Source organism: Pseudoalteromonas sp. SCSIO_11900 (assembly GCF_000576475.1).
GTDB classification, from domain to species: Bacteria; Pseudomonadota; Gammaproteobacteria; order Enterobacterales; family Alteromonadaceae; genus Pseudoalteromonas; species Pseudoalteromonas tetraodonis.
Genome location: NZ_KK070023.1, coordinates 386370 through 403765, shown reverse-complemented (window position 1 = coordinate 403765; position 17396 = coordinate 386370). Strand labels below are relative to the sequence as shown.

Annotated in this window: 11 protein-coding genes; 6 read left to right on the top strand and 5 right to left on the bottom strand. The window is 40.4% G+C overall.

Annotation, left to right across the window (positions count from 1 at the left end):
* Position 1: 1 nt before the first annotated feature.
* Positions 2–1297 (bottom strand): peptidylprolyl isomerase SurA, encoded by a 1296-nt coding sequence (surA, locus tag BG00_RS01845; RefSeq protein ID WP_036980216.1) that lies wholly within the window; start codon positions 1295–1297, stop codon positions 2–4.
* A gap of 96 nt (positions 1298–1393) precedes the next feature.
* A complete protein-coding gene (lptD, locus tag BG00_RS01840) occupies positions 1394–3640 on the bottom strand; it encodes an LPS assembly protein LptD (protein ID WP_036980215.1) in 2247 nt (748 codons plus the stop codon).
* Positions 3641–3734: 94 nt separating this feature from the next.
* Here lptD and BG00_RS01835 point away from each other — a divergent pair, with 94 nt between their 5' ends.
* Genes BG00_RS01835 through djlA form a run of 3 tightly spaced genes read left to right on the top strand, consistent with a single transcriptional unit; the run spans position 3735 to position 6280 of the window.
* Positions 3735–4736, top strand: a complete 1002-nt coding sequence (locus BG00_RS01835) for an aminoglycoside phosphotransferase family protein (RefSeq protein ID WP_036980214.1) — start codon at positions 3735–3737, stop codon at positions 4734–4736.
* Positions 4733–5389, top strand: a complete 657-nt coding sequence (gene murU, locus BG00_RS01830; protein ID WP_036980213.1) for an N-acetylmuramate alpha-1-phosphate uridylyltransferase MurU — start codon at positions 4733–4735, stop codon at positions 5387–5389. The genes BG00_RS01835 and murU overlap by 4 nt, the downstream gene beginning before the upstream one ends.
* A 33-nt stretch (positions 5390–5422) precedes the next feature.
* Positions 5423–6280, top strand: coding sequence for a co-chaperone DjlA (djlA, locus tag BG00_RS01825; protein WP_036980212.1), 858 nt, complete (start codon positions 5423–5425; stop codon positions 6278–6280).
* Here djlA and BG00_RS01820 read toward each other — a convergent pair.
* The 3 genes from BG00_RS01820 to rapA all read right to left on the bottom strand — a co-directional run bounded on the left by BG00_RS01820 (position 6263) and on the right by rapA (position 10974).
* Complete coding sequence (locus BG00_RS01820; RefSeq protein WP_036980211.1) at positions 6263–7192, bottom strand: DUF3530 family protein; 930 nt, start codon at positions 7190–7192, stop codon at positions 6263–6265. The genes djlA and BG00_RS01820 overlap by 18 nt on opposite strands.
* Positions 7193–7285: 93 nt before the next feature.
* Complete coding sequence (gene rluA / locus BG00_RS01815; RefSeq protein ID WP_028835629.1) at positions 7286–7939, bottom strand: bifunctional tRNA pseudouridine(32) synthase/23S rRNA pseudouridine(746) synthase RluA; 654 nt, start codon at positions 7937–7939, stop codon at positions 7286–7288.
* A 140-nt stretch (positions 7940–8079) separates the two neighbouring features.
* Positions 8080–10974: an RNA polymerase-associated protein RapA gene (gene rapA / locus BG00_RS01810; RefSeq protein WP_036980210.1), complete on the bottom strand. Its 2895-nt coding sequence runs from the start codon at positions 10972–10974 to the stop codon at positions 8080–8082.
* 299 nt (positions 10975–11273) lie between these two features.
* Between rapA and BG00_RS01805 the strand changes: the two genes are divergently transcribed.
* The 3 genes from BG00_RS01805 to BG00_RS01795 all read left to right on the top strand — a co-directional run bounded on the left by BG00_RS01805 (position 11274) and on the right by BG00_RS01795 (position 17391).
* Positions 11274–12665 carry a PhoH family protein gene (locus tag BG00_RS01805; protein ID WP_036980209.1) on the top strand — a complete coding sequence of 464 codons (1392 nt, stop codon included), beginning with the start codon at positions 11274–11276 and terminating at the stop codon, positions 12663–12665.
* Positions 12666–12731: 66 nt separating this feature from the next.
* On the top strand, positions 12732–16502 hold the full coding sequence (locus BG00_RS01800; RefSeq protein WP_036980208.1) for a PAS domain-containing hybrid sensor histidine kinase/response regulator: 3771 nt from the start codon (positions 12732–12734) through the stop codon (positions 16500–16502).
* The gene (locus BG00_RS01795; protein ID WP_036980207.1) at positions 16492–17391 is read left to right on the top strand and encodes a GGDEF domain-containing response regulator; all 900 of its coding nucleotides are present in this window, start codon (positions 16492–16494) and stop codon (positions 17389–17391) included. Before BG00_RS01800 ends, BG00_RS01795 begins: the two co-directional genes overlap by 11 nt.
* The last annotated feature ends 5 nt before the right edge of the window (positions 17392–17396 follow it).

The following is a 17396-nucleotide window of genomic DNA, read 5'->3' as shown; positions in this document are numbered from 1 at the left end:
ATTATTCGTCTATTGGGAAAATTTCAACGTGGGCTTGTTCGCGCATTTCTTGCTGCCAGTTAAAGCTTTCTTCTTTAAATTTACGATTAAACAACATGCCATGTGCACGATTGCGTTTAGCTTGCTCTGTCTTATCTGCAACACGTTTATCTAGTAACTGCACAATGTGCCAGCCAAACTGACTTCTAAATGGTTCGCTGATTTCGTTTTTATCAAGTGATAGTAACGTATCTCTAAACGCAGGCACGTAGGTGGTTGGATCAGTCCAATCGTATTGACCGCCTTTAAGTGCTGAACCTGGGTCTTGTGAATGCTCTTTAGCAAGTTCTGCAAAGTCAGCATCGCCGGCGCGTAAATCTTTAACAAAGCCTGCTAACATAGTGCGAGCTTTTTCTTCACTTAAAATAATTGAAGGCTTAATAAGAATATGGCGAGATTTAACTTCAGTGGTTTCTACTACTTGGCGGCCACGTACGTCTTGCACTTTAATGATGTGGAAACCCGCACCGGAACGAAGTGGACCAATAATCGCATCTTTCTTTTTACCTTTTACAGCTTCTGCAAATAACGATGGCATTTCGTTAATGCCCATCCAGCCTAATTGTCCGCCTTCAAGCGCTTTTGAGCCGCTTGATGATGAAATGGCAATACGTTTAAATTCTTGGCCATCTTCCAGCAGTTCAATAACTTTGTCTGCGCGTGTTTTTGCTGAGCTAACGTCGTCTGCACTTGCACCACTTGGAATATCGATAAGTATGTGACCAATATCGTATTCTTCGGCATTTTGGCCTTGGCTATCCATAATTTTTAGTAAGTTATCAATTTCTTGGTCGCTTACATATATACGGCGGTCTACGTTTGCACGTGTAACTTGTTGCGTGGTTATCTCTTTACGAATTTCTTCGCGGTAAGCTTGAAAGCTCTCACCCGACGCTTCAATAGTACGACGCAAATCAGCAATTGTACCGCCTTGCTCTTTAGCCATGTTGGCAAGTGTTTGGTCAAGCTGGCTATCTGAAATTTCTAAGCCCATGCGCTCAGCCATCTGCATCATCAAGGTTTGATTTACTAAACGCTCAATCGCCTGAACACGTAGTGTTTCGTCTTTTGGCAGCTGTTGGTTTTGTTTTTCTGCTTGTTTTTTTACGCGATCAACAATAGTGTCTACTTCACTTTTTAAAATAACGCCTTGGTTTACAATACCAATTACTTTGTCTATTTCGACAGGGGCGGCAAATGCACTTTGGCACAAGCTGAACGTTAAAACTGCTGATGTTAATAATTTTTTTAAATTCATATTCTTTTTACTACTCTTACTAATAGTACTGTTGTAATGCTAAATACGGCTAAATTAATATAGTTATTTGTAAATTTTTACTATAAATAAAGCAGTTTAGTCATTAAGAAAATACGGCCTACGATAACCAAAAATACCTTGTTGTAATAATTTTTGAGCATCGTAACGGCTTTTACTACCAAGCCCTTTTAATACAAAATTCAAACGAATGCTCGAATCAAAAGTGGCTTGGGGTTGCCCAATTGACTGATTTAAATCAGTTTCAATTTGGCGATGGCCAGTAATTTGGAACGCCCAACAGCACGATTCATACTGTAATCCACTCAATACTTCAATACTGCGGTTATTATCAAGATCGCGATGGTAACTTGCAATAAATTGCCACTCGTCACTGATAGGGATGCTTGTAAATAAGCCCGCTTGCTCGATTGTATTTCCTGAGACATCATTTGCATAGCGATGGTTCAATTGAACCAGCTGATTATCGTCACCTTTATAGTCTAAGGTTAAATTTGACTGGATAATTTGCTTGCCATCCGTGTCGTACTGAATACCACCCGATAAATACCAGCGGCGGTGCCAATGTAACATGGTTTGCGCTGCAAACAAGGCATTGTAGTTACTATCGCTATTAAGTCCTTGCTCTGTAGGCTTGGCTGAATCACTTAAATAAAATATTTGGCCTGCGCTGAAGTTAAATACTTCTTCATTTTTCTTATCAAATAAACGCGTTGTAGCCCCTAATGTAAATTGATTAGCTGCGGCAATTCGGTCAACACTTGAAAAACGCGCATCCCTGAATAAACCAAAAAAGTCATCTTGTAACTTGGTGGTATCGTATAAGCCAATGTCAGACTGATCTTTATTAGGCGTATATAAATACTGAATTTGTGGCTCTAGAGTTTGAATACCATCGTCAATAAAAATTGAGGTGTCGCGCTCAAAGTTAAGCTGAGAATATAAGCGCACTTTAGGCAAAGTACGCGAAACATTATCGCTATACTGTGTACCCTGTAAATCACCGTCTTGTTTATAGTTAGTTTGCAATAAGCTCACTTCAGATAAAAATGACCAGGCATACTCTTTGTAATCAAAGCGTGCTTTAGGTTCGATGTGCACGCGAGTAGCTTGGTCAATTACCGCAGAGCTGTTAGTAAAATGGCTCAGCTCGCCTGAAACACTAAAATCGAAATAATCAATTTTCCAAGGGGTGGTTTGGGTAAAGCTAATTTGTGGTAACGCCGTGTATGATTCTAAGTGGTCACCGAGTACTTCAAAGTTTTGCATTTTTATATCAGTACGCCACATTTCGCCCATATGGGTTAGCGAGCCGGTACGATAAAGCTGCGTATCGGTTTTACTTGCATAGGTTGAGTTTAAATCAGTGAGGTAGTTATCATCACTAACATTGGTAATATCAATACTGGCTCGCCAGTCTTCACCAATATAACTTTTTTGTTGCCAATGAAACAAAAAACGCTCGTTAAGCTCAGGCTCTGAGTCATCTTTATTTAAATATTCTACAGCCACTAAACCTTGGTGCACTGGGGTTAAATATCTAAATTCAGTTTGTAATTGTAGCCCCTTACGTGACATATAACGCGGGGTAATAGTGGCATCATAATTAGGGGCAATATTCCAATAATAAGGCGTAATCGTTTCTAATCCATAGCGATCTGAACTTGAAAAGCTGGGCGTTAATAAGCCTGACTTACGGCGCTCATCGAGTGGGAAAGTAAAATAAGGTAAATAGAGTACCGGCGTATCTAAAATACGTAGCACGGCATTGTAGGTTTCGCCCCAGCCTTCTTCACGTGATAAGTTTATTTCATCGGCTTCAATAGCCCACACAGGCGTATTACCTGGGCACGCAGTAAAGCTTGCATTCATCAGCATTAAGCCAGACTTATCGACGGTGAGCTTTTCCGCGCCGCCTTTGCCTTGTTGTTGTGTTAGGCTATATTGTGCGCCTAATAAACTAAATGCTGAGTTATTTAAATCGGCATTTAAGCCCGAACTTTGTACGTGGCTTACATAATCGCGATAGGTAATTGGGCCAGTGGCATTAAGCAGGCCACGTTGTTTATCAATCAGTGCTGATTGTGCGGACAAACTCATGTTAACGGTGTTAATATCAACATTGCCAGTAAATTCAGCGCTTTGCGTTCCTAAAAGCTCAACGTCATCAGCGCTGATATCAACCGTTCCAAGCTCAAGGCCAGCAAGCGGTTGCCAAGCTCTGGTTTGCATTGAAGTGCCACAAAAATTGTGTGTCAGTTCAGTTTCGGCAAGCGATGGTGCGCTCAGTACGCTTAGCATCAAAATGCCCCAGGTTTTGCTCATTTATCGACCTTTATGCTCTGTGATTAGTTACAAGCTATACATAATAAAGGAAAACAATGGCAAAGTAATTAGTGAAAAATAGATAGCTTATAAAATGACACGCTTTGAGAGTTTACAACAGTTTATTAATACTCACTTTAGTGAGCAATCCTATGCGCTTAATGCAATAACTGCAGATGCCAGTTTTCGCCGTTATTATAGGTTAAACGCTGAAAATAAAAACTTTATTGTGATGGACTCCGATCCAAAAAAAGTTAACAACGTCCCTTATATTGCATTAAACAAGGTGTTTTCTGAGCAGGGGTTTTTATTACCATCCATTATTCATAGTGACGAGCAGCAAGGTTTTTTTATTCTAAGTGATTTAGGTAGCACCCATTTAGCTGACTTGCTTGATGATGCCAATCGCAGCGAGTATTACCAGCAACTGATCAGTTTAAGTGCCAAGTGGGCAAAAACTCCAGCCGCGCCGTCAATGAATCCGTATGACCGTGACTTTATTGCATTAGAGTTGGATATTTTTAAAAATTGGCTGGTTAATGATTTTATTAGCGCAGAGCTCAGCGCTGAGCAGCAACAGACTTGGCAAACAAGCACAGCGCTGCTAATAAATACACTGCTTGAGCAACCCACAGTCACAATGCACCGGGATTATCACAGTCGTAATATTATGCGCTGCGAGCAGCAATGGGCGATTATTGATTATCAAGACGCGGTAAAAGGTCCGTTATGTTATGACTTAGTCTCACTTTTAAGAGACTGCTACTTTAAATTGCCTAAAGACGAGCTGAATCATTTACTTGAGTTTGGTTACGACGAATTTAAACGCCAAGGTTTAATAGCTAACGAGTCATTTGCAGAATTTAAATATTGGTTTGATTTAACGGGTTTACAACGCCATTTAAAAGCGGCGGGTATTTTTTGTCGTTTATATTTGCGTGATGGTAAACAAGGTTACTTAGCAAACATACTCCCTACACTTGAATACGTAATAGAGGTGGCGGCACAATACCCTGAGCTTAGCGACTTATCGGCTTTGATAAAAACTAGCGTGGTGCCAAAGGTGCAACAGCGGTTAAAAGAGGAACAACCATGAAGGCGATGATATTAGCCGCTGGGCGCGGTAAACGTATGATGCCGCTCACCGCACAGTTACCTAAGCCTATGTTATGTGTAGCGGGAAAACCACTGATTGAGCATCATATTATGCGCCTAAAGGCTGCAGGTATTACTCAAATAATAATTAACCTTGCGTGGCAAGGAGATAAAATAAAAACCTATTTTGCTGATGGGCGCGCGTGGGGCGTGACTATAACCTATAGCCAAGAAGTGACGGGCGGGCTTGAAACCGCAGGCGGTATTATTCAAGCACTTCCCTTATTAGGGGAGTCATTTATTGTGATTAATGGCGATGTTTACAGCGACTATGATGTCAGTGCATTAATGCAGCTACATTTACAGCCTAAAGAGGCGCACATTGTATTGGTTGAAAACCCTGCGCATAATCCTGATGGCGATTTTACACTGAGCCACTTACCGACAAGTAGCCTGCGGTATACCTTTTCAGGGATAGGGCGCTATCAAGCTGACTTTTTTGAGGGGCTAGCCCCAGGCATTCGGCCATTAGGCCCTTTGCTACGTGAAAAATTAAATGAACATTTAGTCTCCACTGAACTCTATATTGGCCAATGGGACGATGTAGGAACGCCAGAGCGTTTATCGGCTCTTAACCAACAACTAGCGCCATAAGCTAAATATAAAACATTAGAGGTAAGTTTTAAAATGTGGGGAAAAATTCTCGGTTTCTGTTTTGGTTTTATGTTTGGCAAAATATTTGGTGCCATTTTAGGCTTATACCTAGGCCATATGTTTGATAAAAGCTTAAAAAAAGACTTTGATAAAGCTGGCGGCTTTTCTAACCTTTTTAAAGGCGATGATGTTAACGAACGCCAAGCGTTGTTTTTTTCGAGTTGCTTTGCGGTAATGGGACATATTGCCAAGTCGAATGGCCGTGTTAGCGAAACCCACATTAAAGCAGCGACGCTGTTTATGGATGAAATGGGCTTAAAAGGCGAAGAGCGCCGTGAAGCGCAGCAGGCGTTTCAATCGGGTAAAGACAGCGACTTTTCTCTCAAAGATACGGTTTATGATTTTAAAGAACGTTTTGCTAAACGTTACGATTTACTGCAGTTATTTTTAGAAATTCAAATCCAGATGGCGTTTTCTGATGGCGTGCTTGCCGCACAAGAAAAGCACTTACTGCAAGAAGTTAGTAAGCAGCTAGGTGTGTCTAAAGCACACTTTGCCTTTGTATTAAAGCGTTATCAAGCAGAGTTTAACTTTAGGCAGCAACAACAGCGTTTTAAACAGCAGCAAAGTCAAAGTAGCAGCTACCGTGAAGGCTCAGGGCATCATGTACCGCCAAGTAATGATATGAACCGTTCGCAAGCATTGGCCTTATTAGGGTTAAATAAAGACGCATCGCAACGTGATATTAAAGTAGCCTACCGTAAGCTCATGGCACAGCACCATCCTGATAAGCTGGTATCGCAAGGTTTACCTAAGCATATGATGGAAGTCGCGGTTAAAAAAAGCCAAGATATTCAAGCGGCATACGAGTATTTAAAAAAGGCGGCGTAAAAACCCGTCTATTTCTTTGCTTAGCCGCGCATGTTGCTGCGGCGCATCGCGTAATCCAAACAACTGGCGTTGGCGATAATCAAACTTTGCATTTCGGTTAACCCAACGCTGGCGGTTTTTAAGATTCATTAAGATATCATTACTGTCTGTAGCAAAATAAATATCTAACAAAGCAGGGGCGACCAAAGATGTTATTTGGCTTAACTTTGCATTGCGTTTTGTATTAGGAAGGTAGCTACTTAAACTAATGAAGGCGTTTATTCTTGAGTCTGAAAATTCAGCGTAGTGCTCCAACAACACCCCAGCACTGGTGCCTTGTGCAATAACAACAATATTCTCAGACTCCATCGCAGCTTGTTGGTATAAAGCTTTGTAGCGAGCGACTAGTTTTAATTTATAGTTATCTACCACTTCAGTATTTACTTGTTCAACATAGTCAGCATGATGGGGCTGTTTTTGTGTACTGGTGTCTGGCTTAGTATTGGCGTTGGCTGTTTCATTATTTTTGCCCACAGGATCATTAATCGTTTTTGCTGCATCATCTTGAGCTGCTTGCCAATCAATATCAGGAACTGTCATTGCATAAGAGGTATACCCTTGATTATTCAGCTCTTTACGTAAAAAATTCATGCCTGCATTGTTTGTCGGCGTTGATTGCCAGTCAGGAATAAGTATTACTACACCTCTAAAGTCGGCACTTATATATTCACTGTATAAAGTTAAAAACTCAGTATCACCAGCTAAAATAGGCTTTACTTCATCATTTTGGGCTAGGCGAGAGATATCCGCATCAATATTTTTTGAAAAGGGAGGAGGAGCGATATACTCAGCACTCAGTGCTTGAAAACCGATTAACGTACAGCCAAGCACAAGAGTAGTAATAATGGCTTTAAACATCTGCGGAATAAACATAAATAAGCTTTTTATTTAAATCTTATTTATGTATCGGCGAAGCACGCTTAAAGTTTAGCTATTTACAGTAAATAGCTAAAAGATTAATCCGTGTTAAAACTCGCTCTCAGCTTCAAAAGTAAGTACTTGCTCCGTTACAGGGTGTTTGAGTTGTAGCATTTGTGCATGTAGCTGTAACCGAGGAGCAGCAGCAAGTGCGTCTTTATGGGCGTAGAGGCGATCGCCTAAAATAGGGTGGCCTAAGCTTAGCATGTGCACGCGCAGCTGATGTGAGCGCCCTGTAATAGGAGTAAGCTCTACACGGGTTGCCTGTGCTTCACGTTCAAGCACTTTAAAATGAGTGAGCGAAGGTTTGCCATTGTCATGATCAACCATTTGCTTAGGACGATTCGGCCAATCACAAATAAGCGGTAAGTCAACTGAGCCGGTTTCAGTTTCAAGTTGTCCGTATACTCGTGCAATGTAACGTTTTGCTGTTTCGCGCTCTTGAAATTGCATACTTAAATGCCGATGAGCGGCTTTGTTCATTGCTAAGCAAAGTATGCCTGAGGTAGCCATATCTAAACGGTGAACAATTTTAGCACTAGGAAAAACACGATTGACGCGATTGATTAAACTATCGGCATGTTTTGGGTCTTTACCTGGGACGGTGAGTAACTCGCTAGGCTTATTTACAATAAGTAAATCATCGTCTTGAAACAGTATAGTTAAATACGGGCTCATAGGGGGATTGTAGTTAACTAACACGGCAAACCTCAGTGATTTTGAAGTGCGTTATTTTAGTGGAGCGAAGGCAAAGGCTCAAGTAAAAAGCGCGATATAAATATCGCGCTTTTTTCAATGCACACACTAGTTGATCTTTAACTAACGACTGACAGCTAGATTCTCTAGTGCGAAACCACAATCAAACGAATCGCATCAAGTTTTAACTGCGCTTTTTCAATATGTGCAGTTAGCTCATTGCGTTGTTTATCGTAAAAGGTAATTTCCTCTTGGCGAATGTTTGGATTAATTTGCTTCAGTGCAACTAATCGCTGTTGCTCTTCGCTTAACGATGTTTGCATTTTTACTAATGACTCGGCACGGATAACATCCAATTTTTGTTGCGCCATGTCTTTTGCGGTGTTGATCATTGGATGAACCGCACTTTGTAATGCACCAGCTAATTTACTCGCAGTTTGACGACCTACCGCAGATAGTTGCTGATTAAAGCCATCAAAACCAACATTTTCACCTAAGTTATTACTGCTCTTATCGAGTAAAATACGAATTGGCGTAGGGGGTAAAAAGCGGCCAACTTGCAGTGCTTTTGGTGCCATGGCTTCGGCAACAAATATTAGCTCAACAAAAAAGGTGCCTGGTGGTAACTTTTTGTTTTTAAGTAACGCCACCGATGAACTACCAAAATCATCATCACAAATCATATCCATAGTGCCTTGCACCATAGGGTGATCCCAACTAATAAAGTGCACATCTTCCTGAGAAAGCGCTGTATCGCGGTCAAAGGTTACTGTCATACCATCGTCTTTTAGCGATGGGAACGAAGCGTTTAACATGTGCTCAGTGGGCTTTAAAATAATGGTGTTTTCACCTTTATCTTCTTGGCTTACACCAAAGGTGTCGAACACGTTGATCATGTAGCTTGGCAGTTCAAACTGGTTGTCGAGCTTTTCAATGTCAGCCACAAGTGAATCAGCAGCACCCTGTCCCGATGAATGTAGCTCTAGCAAGCGATCTCGACCACTTTCCATTTGCTTACGTAATACTGCGTTTTTTTGTGCTACTTGCTCAAGGAGTGGATCTAGCTCATCTTCATCACAATTATGAGCTGCAATGTACTCAAGTAAATCTTCGCTGAACTCTTTATACAGCAACTGCCCAGTGGTTGATGTGCTTTCAAACGCATCTAAGCCTTCGTTATACCAACGCAGTAGTACTTCTTGTGCTGTGTTTTCGAAATAAGGCACGTGAATGTTCACATCTTGTGTTTGCCCTATACGGTCTAATCGACCAATACGTTGCTCAAGTAAATCGGGGTTGAGTGGTAAATCAAATAACACTAAGTGATGTGAGAACTGGAAGTTACGACCTTCTGAACCAATTTCTGAACACAGTAATATTTGTGCGTTATCGTATTCATCGGCAAAGAATGCCGCAGCGCGGTCACGTTCAATAATCGACATGCCCTCGTGGAACACAGAGGCTTTAATTGCTTCGCGTTCACGTAATATTTGCTCAAGGCTAATCGCTGTTTCGGCTTTAGCACAAATAAGAAGTACTTTTTCACGCTTGAGTGTTTTCAGCGTTTCAATTAACCAATCTACGCGAGGGTCAAATAATCCCCAACTTGCGCTTTCACCTTCAAATTCTTGAAATATTTTTTCAGGGAAAAGTGCACGTTGCGCACTGAGCTCGGCATTTTGAATGCCACTCATATTACCCAGTACGGTCATTGCTGTTTTGTATTGCTTAGGTAATGCCATTGGGTAGGCATGTAATTTACGGCTAGGGTAGCCATCAATGCCACTGCGGCTATTTCTAAATAATATGCGCCCAGTGCCATGGCGATCCAGTAACATATTGAGTATTTCTTTACGTGCAGCAAGGTCGCCTTGTTGGGCTTTTTCAAGGATATCGGTGATATCTGTTTCTTTTAATAGCTCAATTAATGTGGCTTTTGCGCTGTCATCCAGTGCTTGTTCTTGTAATAGCTGATTAGCAGCTTCGGCAACGTCTTTGTAGTTTGCTTCTTCTTCTTTAAAAACGTCATAGTCGTAAAAACGATCTGGGTCGAGCAGTTGTAAACGAGCAAAATGACTACGATGACCCAGTTGATCTGGTGTTGCTGTTAATAAAATTAGCCCAGGAATATCTTGGCTCAGCTCAGCCATACGTTGGTATTCGGCACTGGGTTTATTGTTGTTAATGCTTAAATGATGCGCTTCATCGATTACTAATAAATCCCAGTCGGCCAACGTAGCTTGTTCAAACCAGCGTTTTTTCTTGGTTAAAAACTCAAGGCTAGTAAGTACCAGTTGCTCGGTATCAAATACATTGGGTGAATCAGCAAACGCTTCGTCGCAGCGTTCTTCATCAAAAATTGAAAAACATAAATTAAAACGGCGTAGCATTTCTACTAACCATTGGTGTTGTAAGTTCTCAGGCACAACAATAAGTACACGGCTGGCACGACCGGTGATAATTTGTTGATGTAAAATCATGCCCGCTTCGATGGTTTTACCTAAGCCTACTTCATCAGAAAGCAATACCCGTGGTGCAAAACGTTTACCGACTTCTTGAGCAATATAAAGCTGATGCGGAATAAGGTTAGCGCGTTGACCGATTAAGCCTTTAAGAGGTGATTGCTGACGTTCAAACTGATGTAACCAGGTTTGATAGCGCAAAGTATACCGATCAAAACGGTCTACTTGGCCTGCAAATAAGCGGTCTTGCGGTTTATTGAACTTGATAAAGTGATCTAAAAAAGTTTCTTTTAATTGTACTTTTTCACCGTTATCAACACGCTCTCCGTGATAGCACAGTAACTCACCCTGCACTTCAATAGACTCGACTTGTAATTCCCATTCTTCAACGCTTCGGATCACATCCCCAGGATTAAATGCTACGCGGGTTACCGGTGCTTCTGCAGAAGAATAAACACGGTTTTCACCACTGGCAGGAAATAAAATACTGACCTGGCGGCCATCAATGGCAACAACGGTGCCCAATCCTAAATCTGACTCTGTGTCACTTATCCAACGCTGACCTAAGGAAAAATTCATGTATGTCTCGTCTATGAAGAAAAAGGCGGCTATGTTACCTGTTAGATAACACCACTGCAAGGCGCTATTTGCCTGACTTTTAATTAATTTTATAAGTATGAATTATTACCAACCCAAAGCGCTCATTAGTGCGTCGATTTTGTGGAAAATTCAAACTAAATGATATTTGTCATAAAACAGACTTTTATGACAAATAGACTAAACTCAAATTATATCTAAGTAATTAATCAAGTTTATTAGTAACCACTGATTAGTTTATTGGGTATAGCATAAAAATCATAAAACGTAAGGAAAGTACTATGGGAAAAGCTTCAAATTTTGATAGTAAAATGTATGTGCTAGATACCAATGTATTACTTCACGAACCCCTCGCGTATTTGTCATTCCAAGAGCACCAAGTGGTTATCCCAATGACCGTATTGGAAGAACTTGATCATATAAAAGATAGAAAACACGATGTGAGCCGCGATGCGCGAGTGGCTATTCGTGGCCTTGATGGGGTGTTGAGTCAGGCAACTCCCGAACAAATGCTACAAGGTGTGACGCTGCCAAAGAATAAAAAAGGCGGATCGACAGGCAGCTTAATTATTGTAAACGACCATTTATTTGCCGATTCTATTTCTGGTTTGCCGGGCAATGAAAACGACCATCGTATTATTAATTGTGCGGTGCATTTACAAAACCAGCATAGCGATAAAAAAGTCATATTAGTAACTAAAGATATTAACATGCGCTTAAAAGCCAAAGGGGCGGGGCTTAAATATGTTGAAGACTATCGTACTGATCAGTTAATTGACGATATTGATTTACTCACCAGTGGTTATAAAAAAATTGAGGGCGATTTTTGGCAGCACGTCGGTCAGTGTAATACTGAGCAACACGGACGCGAAACAGTTCATCATATCCCTAAAGATTTAATTCCTGATGTGTTTTGTAATGAATATTTACTTGATGATGGCGATCAGTTTGCCGCTAGAGTTAAATCGTATGATGGTGAGCATATTACCATTAAAGATATTGGTGCAGAGCGGTTGATGCATCAAAGTGCATGGGGAATAAAACCAAAAAATATTTACCAAGCAATGGCTCTTGATGCCTTGCTCGACACGTCTATTGAGCTTGTTATTTTAACCGGCCCAGCGGGATGTGGTAAAACTTTACTGGCACTTGCGTGTGCGCTAGAGATGGTGATTGAAAAAGGTATTTACGACAAAGTCATTGTAACCCGTAATACCCCTGAAATTGCAGAATCAATTGGCTTTTTGCCTGGTACTGAGGAAGAAAAAATGGCGCCTTGGTTGGCTGCCATAACCGATACCTTAGAAGTGCTGCATAAAGGTGATGAAAACCCAATTTCGAGCCGTAATTACATTATGGAAAAAGCCAACATTCAGTTTAAGTCGGTGAATTTTATGCGCGGACGCAGTATTCAAAATGCGGTGGTGATTTTAGATGAAAGCCAAAACTTAACGGCTTCTCAGCTAAAAACTATTATTACTCGTTGTGGGGAAGGAACAAAACTAATTTGTACTGGGAATTTAGCTCAAATAGACAGTAATTATTTAACGGCGGTTACTTCGGGGCTTACCTATATTGTAGAGCGGTTTAAACATTTTGAAGGTGGTGCTACCGTAAATCTTAATGGGGTAGTACGCAGTCGACTGGCTTCGTTCGCCGAGGAAAATTTATAACTTGCGCTTAACATCTTGGCTCTATAGTCTACAGTTTTATTTTTGAGCTAATAATTAGGTAGGTCGTTGAATTTTTTACCGCTAAAACATTATCATCGCTCTGTTTTTGTGGCGTTAGCAATCCCTTTATTGGTGGCCTCTTTTTTGTGTTTGCATTTTTATGATATAAAAATGGACCGTGCAATAACAAAAAAGACCACCGATTTTAGTGCGTTATCGGCGCAGCTTGACCATGATATGCAAGCCATGGACGATTTACTTAATGCGATGTTTATAATGTATGACAAACACGCCCCACAACCAGCGAATCAGGCCTTCACAAAAAACATTAATCAATACGAGCATTATTATTATAGCCAGGTAGCACATTTTAATGGCGAAATAGTAGGAAAAGGCCAATTCAGCTATTCCGAACAGGCATTATCTCGCTGGCAAAAAGTCATGTCGCTGGCTCCGTCTTTCAACACTGCCTTAGCGCTGCTGTCGTCGCTGCATTCTGTAGCCTATGTTGATGAGCGCGGCTTTGCTTATTTAGCTCGGCGTAACAATACACAAAGTTATATTTTAACGCAGGTACTTAATGGCGATTTTAAACCCTTACCTTCAGCGAACACACTCACTTCAAGTGCCGTTATTAAAGTAGACAATAACGCATATTTTGCAGTTGGCCGACAGCGAGAGCTTAACTCCTCAGATTATATTGTTTTAATATATGACTTACAGGCTATCTCTAGTTGGTTGAAAAAAATAACCTCAAAGCAAGGCGAGTATGTTTTTATCAACCAAGAGAATGAAATTATTGCCAGTTCACAGCAGCCAATTAATCAAGCCATAAAGTTATCGACCTATTGGCCTAATATTAAAAGCCCCTCACAAAAGAGTAATGCGCGAGCAGACTCATTATTTTTAATTCAACCTTCAAAAAAGAACCCTATTCATCTGGCGTTTCTTGCTGACAAGCACACCCTCTCAAGCGGTATCGTGTATGAAGTATTGATAGAGTTTATTTTGTTAGTCTTATTTTTATGTTTGATGTTTTACATCTTTTTTTGGTTAAGCAAACGTATATTTATCAAACCTATGACCGAGTTGATACGTTATTTAGAGCATCATAACGATGACAATAGCGGGTATTTAAATTACCAAATACCGTTAAACTGGCAACCTTGGTTTGCGCGGGTAAAAGCTATTTTTGCGAAAAATGAGCACTTAGTTATTTCTTTGCAAAATGCTAATCAAAAGTTAGATGATCAAGTACGGCAACAATCGCAAAAGCTAAAACATAGCGACCAAGCAAAAGAGCGTCATTTAGCGTTATTAAACACAGTACTTAATAGCGTGCCTGATTTTATTTATTTTAAAAATACAGAAGGCATTTTTTTAGGCTGTAATAAAGCGTTTGAGTTGTTTATTGGAAAAACTCAAGGTGAACTCCTTGGGCAGCAAATACACAACATAAGTAACGAGTATGAACAAATTAGTTTGCTGGAATATCAAGTATTACAGCATAAAATGCAAATTCAGCAGCGCATAGATGTTGCTGAGCGAACTTATCAGTTAACCATTGCTCCCTTTTACAATGAACAGCAGCAATTATTAGGAACTATGGGGGGTGGCCGTGATATTACAGAACAACAACATACTTTGTATGCATTAAAAGAGTCTGAATCTATATTTAGAAGCGCAATTGAATTTGCCGCAAATGGGGTGTTTTTACTGTCGCTTGAGTACGCTATTTTACAAGTAAACAAAGCCGCACGAAAATTATTTTCCAAGCATGATAAATTAACCGATACTCCTTTTTATGCGCTTTTTAATAATACACAATGGAAGAAGCTTGAAGCGTTACTACAGCAATTATTAAATAATAAAAAAAGGGTGTTTCACTTAACCTTGGCTCATACCCGATTAAATGCCTGGTTACAGTTGAGTATGTCGTTAATTTGGAATGAAAATAGCCAGCCGCTTTATTATGTTATTCATATTCAAGATGTTACAGAGCTTACCAAAGCCAAAGATGATGCAGAGCGTGCCACGTTAGCTAAAAGCCGTTTTATTGCTAATTTAAGCCACGAAATACGCACCCCCCTCAATGCCGTGTTGGGGTTATTGGATATGCTCGCAGAGCACGGGTTAACGCAGCGGCAAATTCAACAAACTAGCCAAGCAAAATATGCGGCTAATAATTTGTTGCAGATGCTAAATAGTATGCTTGATTTTGCCCGCGTTGAAAGTAAAGAAGCAACGCTGCAATTAGCGCCATTGTGCTTAGTTGATTTGATTGACACCTGCGAAAGTTTAATTTTACCTTTATGCCAAACAAAACAGATACAGCTAAAAATCGACATAGACTCGCAAATTTCTCCATTTTTAGTCGGCGATACAATTCGTTTGCAACAAGTATTAGGTAACTTACTTACCAATGCCGTTAAGTTTACCAATAAAGGCAGTGTGACATTAAAAATGACATTACAGCCGAGCCAGGGCGATAAAGAGCAGCGTATTTGTTTTCAGGTTATCGATACAGGAGTGGGGATTGCTCAAGCGGATCAACGCCGTTTATTTGATGCCTTTACACAAGGTGATGAATCATCTACTCGCTTGCATCAAGGGGTTGGCTTAGGGCTAGCAATTGTAAAGCATAGTGTGGCATTAATGGGAGGTGAAATTGCACTCAGTAGTGATAAAGGCCATGGCTGTCATTTTTACTTCACGCTTGATTTAGCGACAGATACCGAGAAATCAGCAAGCTTTACAGATAGACTATTACTGATAACCAGCGCGAAGAGTCAGTTGCTTAATCAGGTTATTACCGCGCATCCTTTTTTCAATAATCAAGCTCTTGAAATAGTCGTAACTGATCCTGATTGTTTGCAACAAGCGCATACCATTGTAATCGATGCTGATGACGTACCTGCCTTTCTCACGTCAGCAATAAAAGCAGTATTACACACTCGTACTACTTCACTCATCGTTATAGCGCACTCGCAACCGAGTCAGCTTTCAATAAATGACTCTTTTATTAGCCAGTATTTACCGCGCAGTGCACTGGCGCAGCGGTTACTTAGTTTAACCCCTGAAAAGTTAAAGAAAGTAACTCAATATAAAGCGGATAAACCACAGGAAGAAATAGCGGGAACCTTAGTATTAGCCATAGATGATAACCCGCTCAACCTCGATATTATTAGCAGTATATTGTGTAAAGCCGAAGTGAATGTTGTGACTGCTAGTGATGCTAAACAGGGGGTTGAATGGGTGAATATATTGCGCCCCGATTTGGTTTTAATGGATATTCAAATGCCGGGTATTGATGGCTATCAAGCAACCCAAATAATACGCCAACAGTTTGACGCCCAGCAATTGCCTATTTTTGCATTAACTGCACATTGTGAGCCTGCCGATATTGCACGTTCATTGAATAGTGGTATGAATAAACATTTAACTAAGCCCGTGGTTGCGCCTATTTTATTGGCATCGATAGCTGATTTAGGCATATCTAAGCCTTGCTTTTTTGATAAAACCTTCGCTTTGACACAGTTCAATAATGATGAGAAGCTATTGCAAAGCATGCTTACTAAGTTAGCGGTGTTAAATGAGTCATATTCAGCTGAGCTTCAAAAAGACATACCTACTATTGAAATGGTACGCTTAGTGCATAGTCTAAAAGGGATAGCAGGAAACTTAGGGTTTAACCGATTATTATTATGTGCTCAACATACTGAGCAATTATTAAAAGTGGGCGACAAGAACGCCAATGCTGCAATTAAAGAGCTGATAATACAGTTAAAACAAGTTCATATTTTTATAAAAATTTTAGATGTAAGCAATGATAAATAAAGCAAAAATATTAATTGTAGATGACGATGCGCATAACCGAATCATTTTAGAAAAAACCTTAAGCGATGAGCATGATGTTTACTTAGTGACAAGCGGTGAAGACGCGCTGGAGTTTGTTAAACACACGCAAATAGACTTAATCATTTTAGATATCATGATGCCTGGTATGAATGGTTATGAAGTGCTCGTACAGCTAAAAGAGAACAGTATAAGTCAGGCTATTCCTATTATTTTTATCTCTGCAAACAACCGTCATGAAGATGAGGCAAAGGGGCTAGAGCTCGGCGCAATGGATTATATTGGTAAGCCATTTAGTGCCGCTATTGTGAAAGTTAGAGTGCGGAACCAGCTATTAATTAAGCAAAAAAATGATTTGCTAGAAATGCTTGCCTCTATTGATGGCTTAACAGAAATACCTAATAGACGTTATTTAGATGAGAACTTAGAAAGAGAGTGGCGTAGAAGTAAGCGTAACCACTCTCCTTTGTGCGTTTTACTCATAGATATTGATCATTTTAAACGTTATAACGACTACTATGGCCACCGAGCTGGAGACGAATGTTTAAAAACAGTGGCAAAAACGTTAGCCACGCAATGTGAGCGTGGCGGTGATTTTATTGCGCGTTACGGCGGTGAAGAATTTGTGGCCGTATTACCAGAAACCAATCAGCAAGGTGCAATTGCTTTTGCCAATAAGTTACGTAACGCCGTTAATGATTTGAATATTGAACATAATGCGTCTTTAAACGCTACACACGTCACCATTAGCATCGGTATTGCTTCTAGTGAGAGTAGCCAAGCTTACACTGAAAAAGCATTGTTAGAAGAAGCTGACTCCGGTTTGTATAATGCGAAAAAGTTAGGGCGCAATCAAATTAGCGCCCAATAAATGCT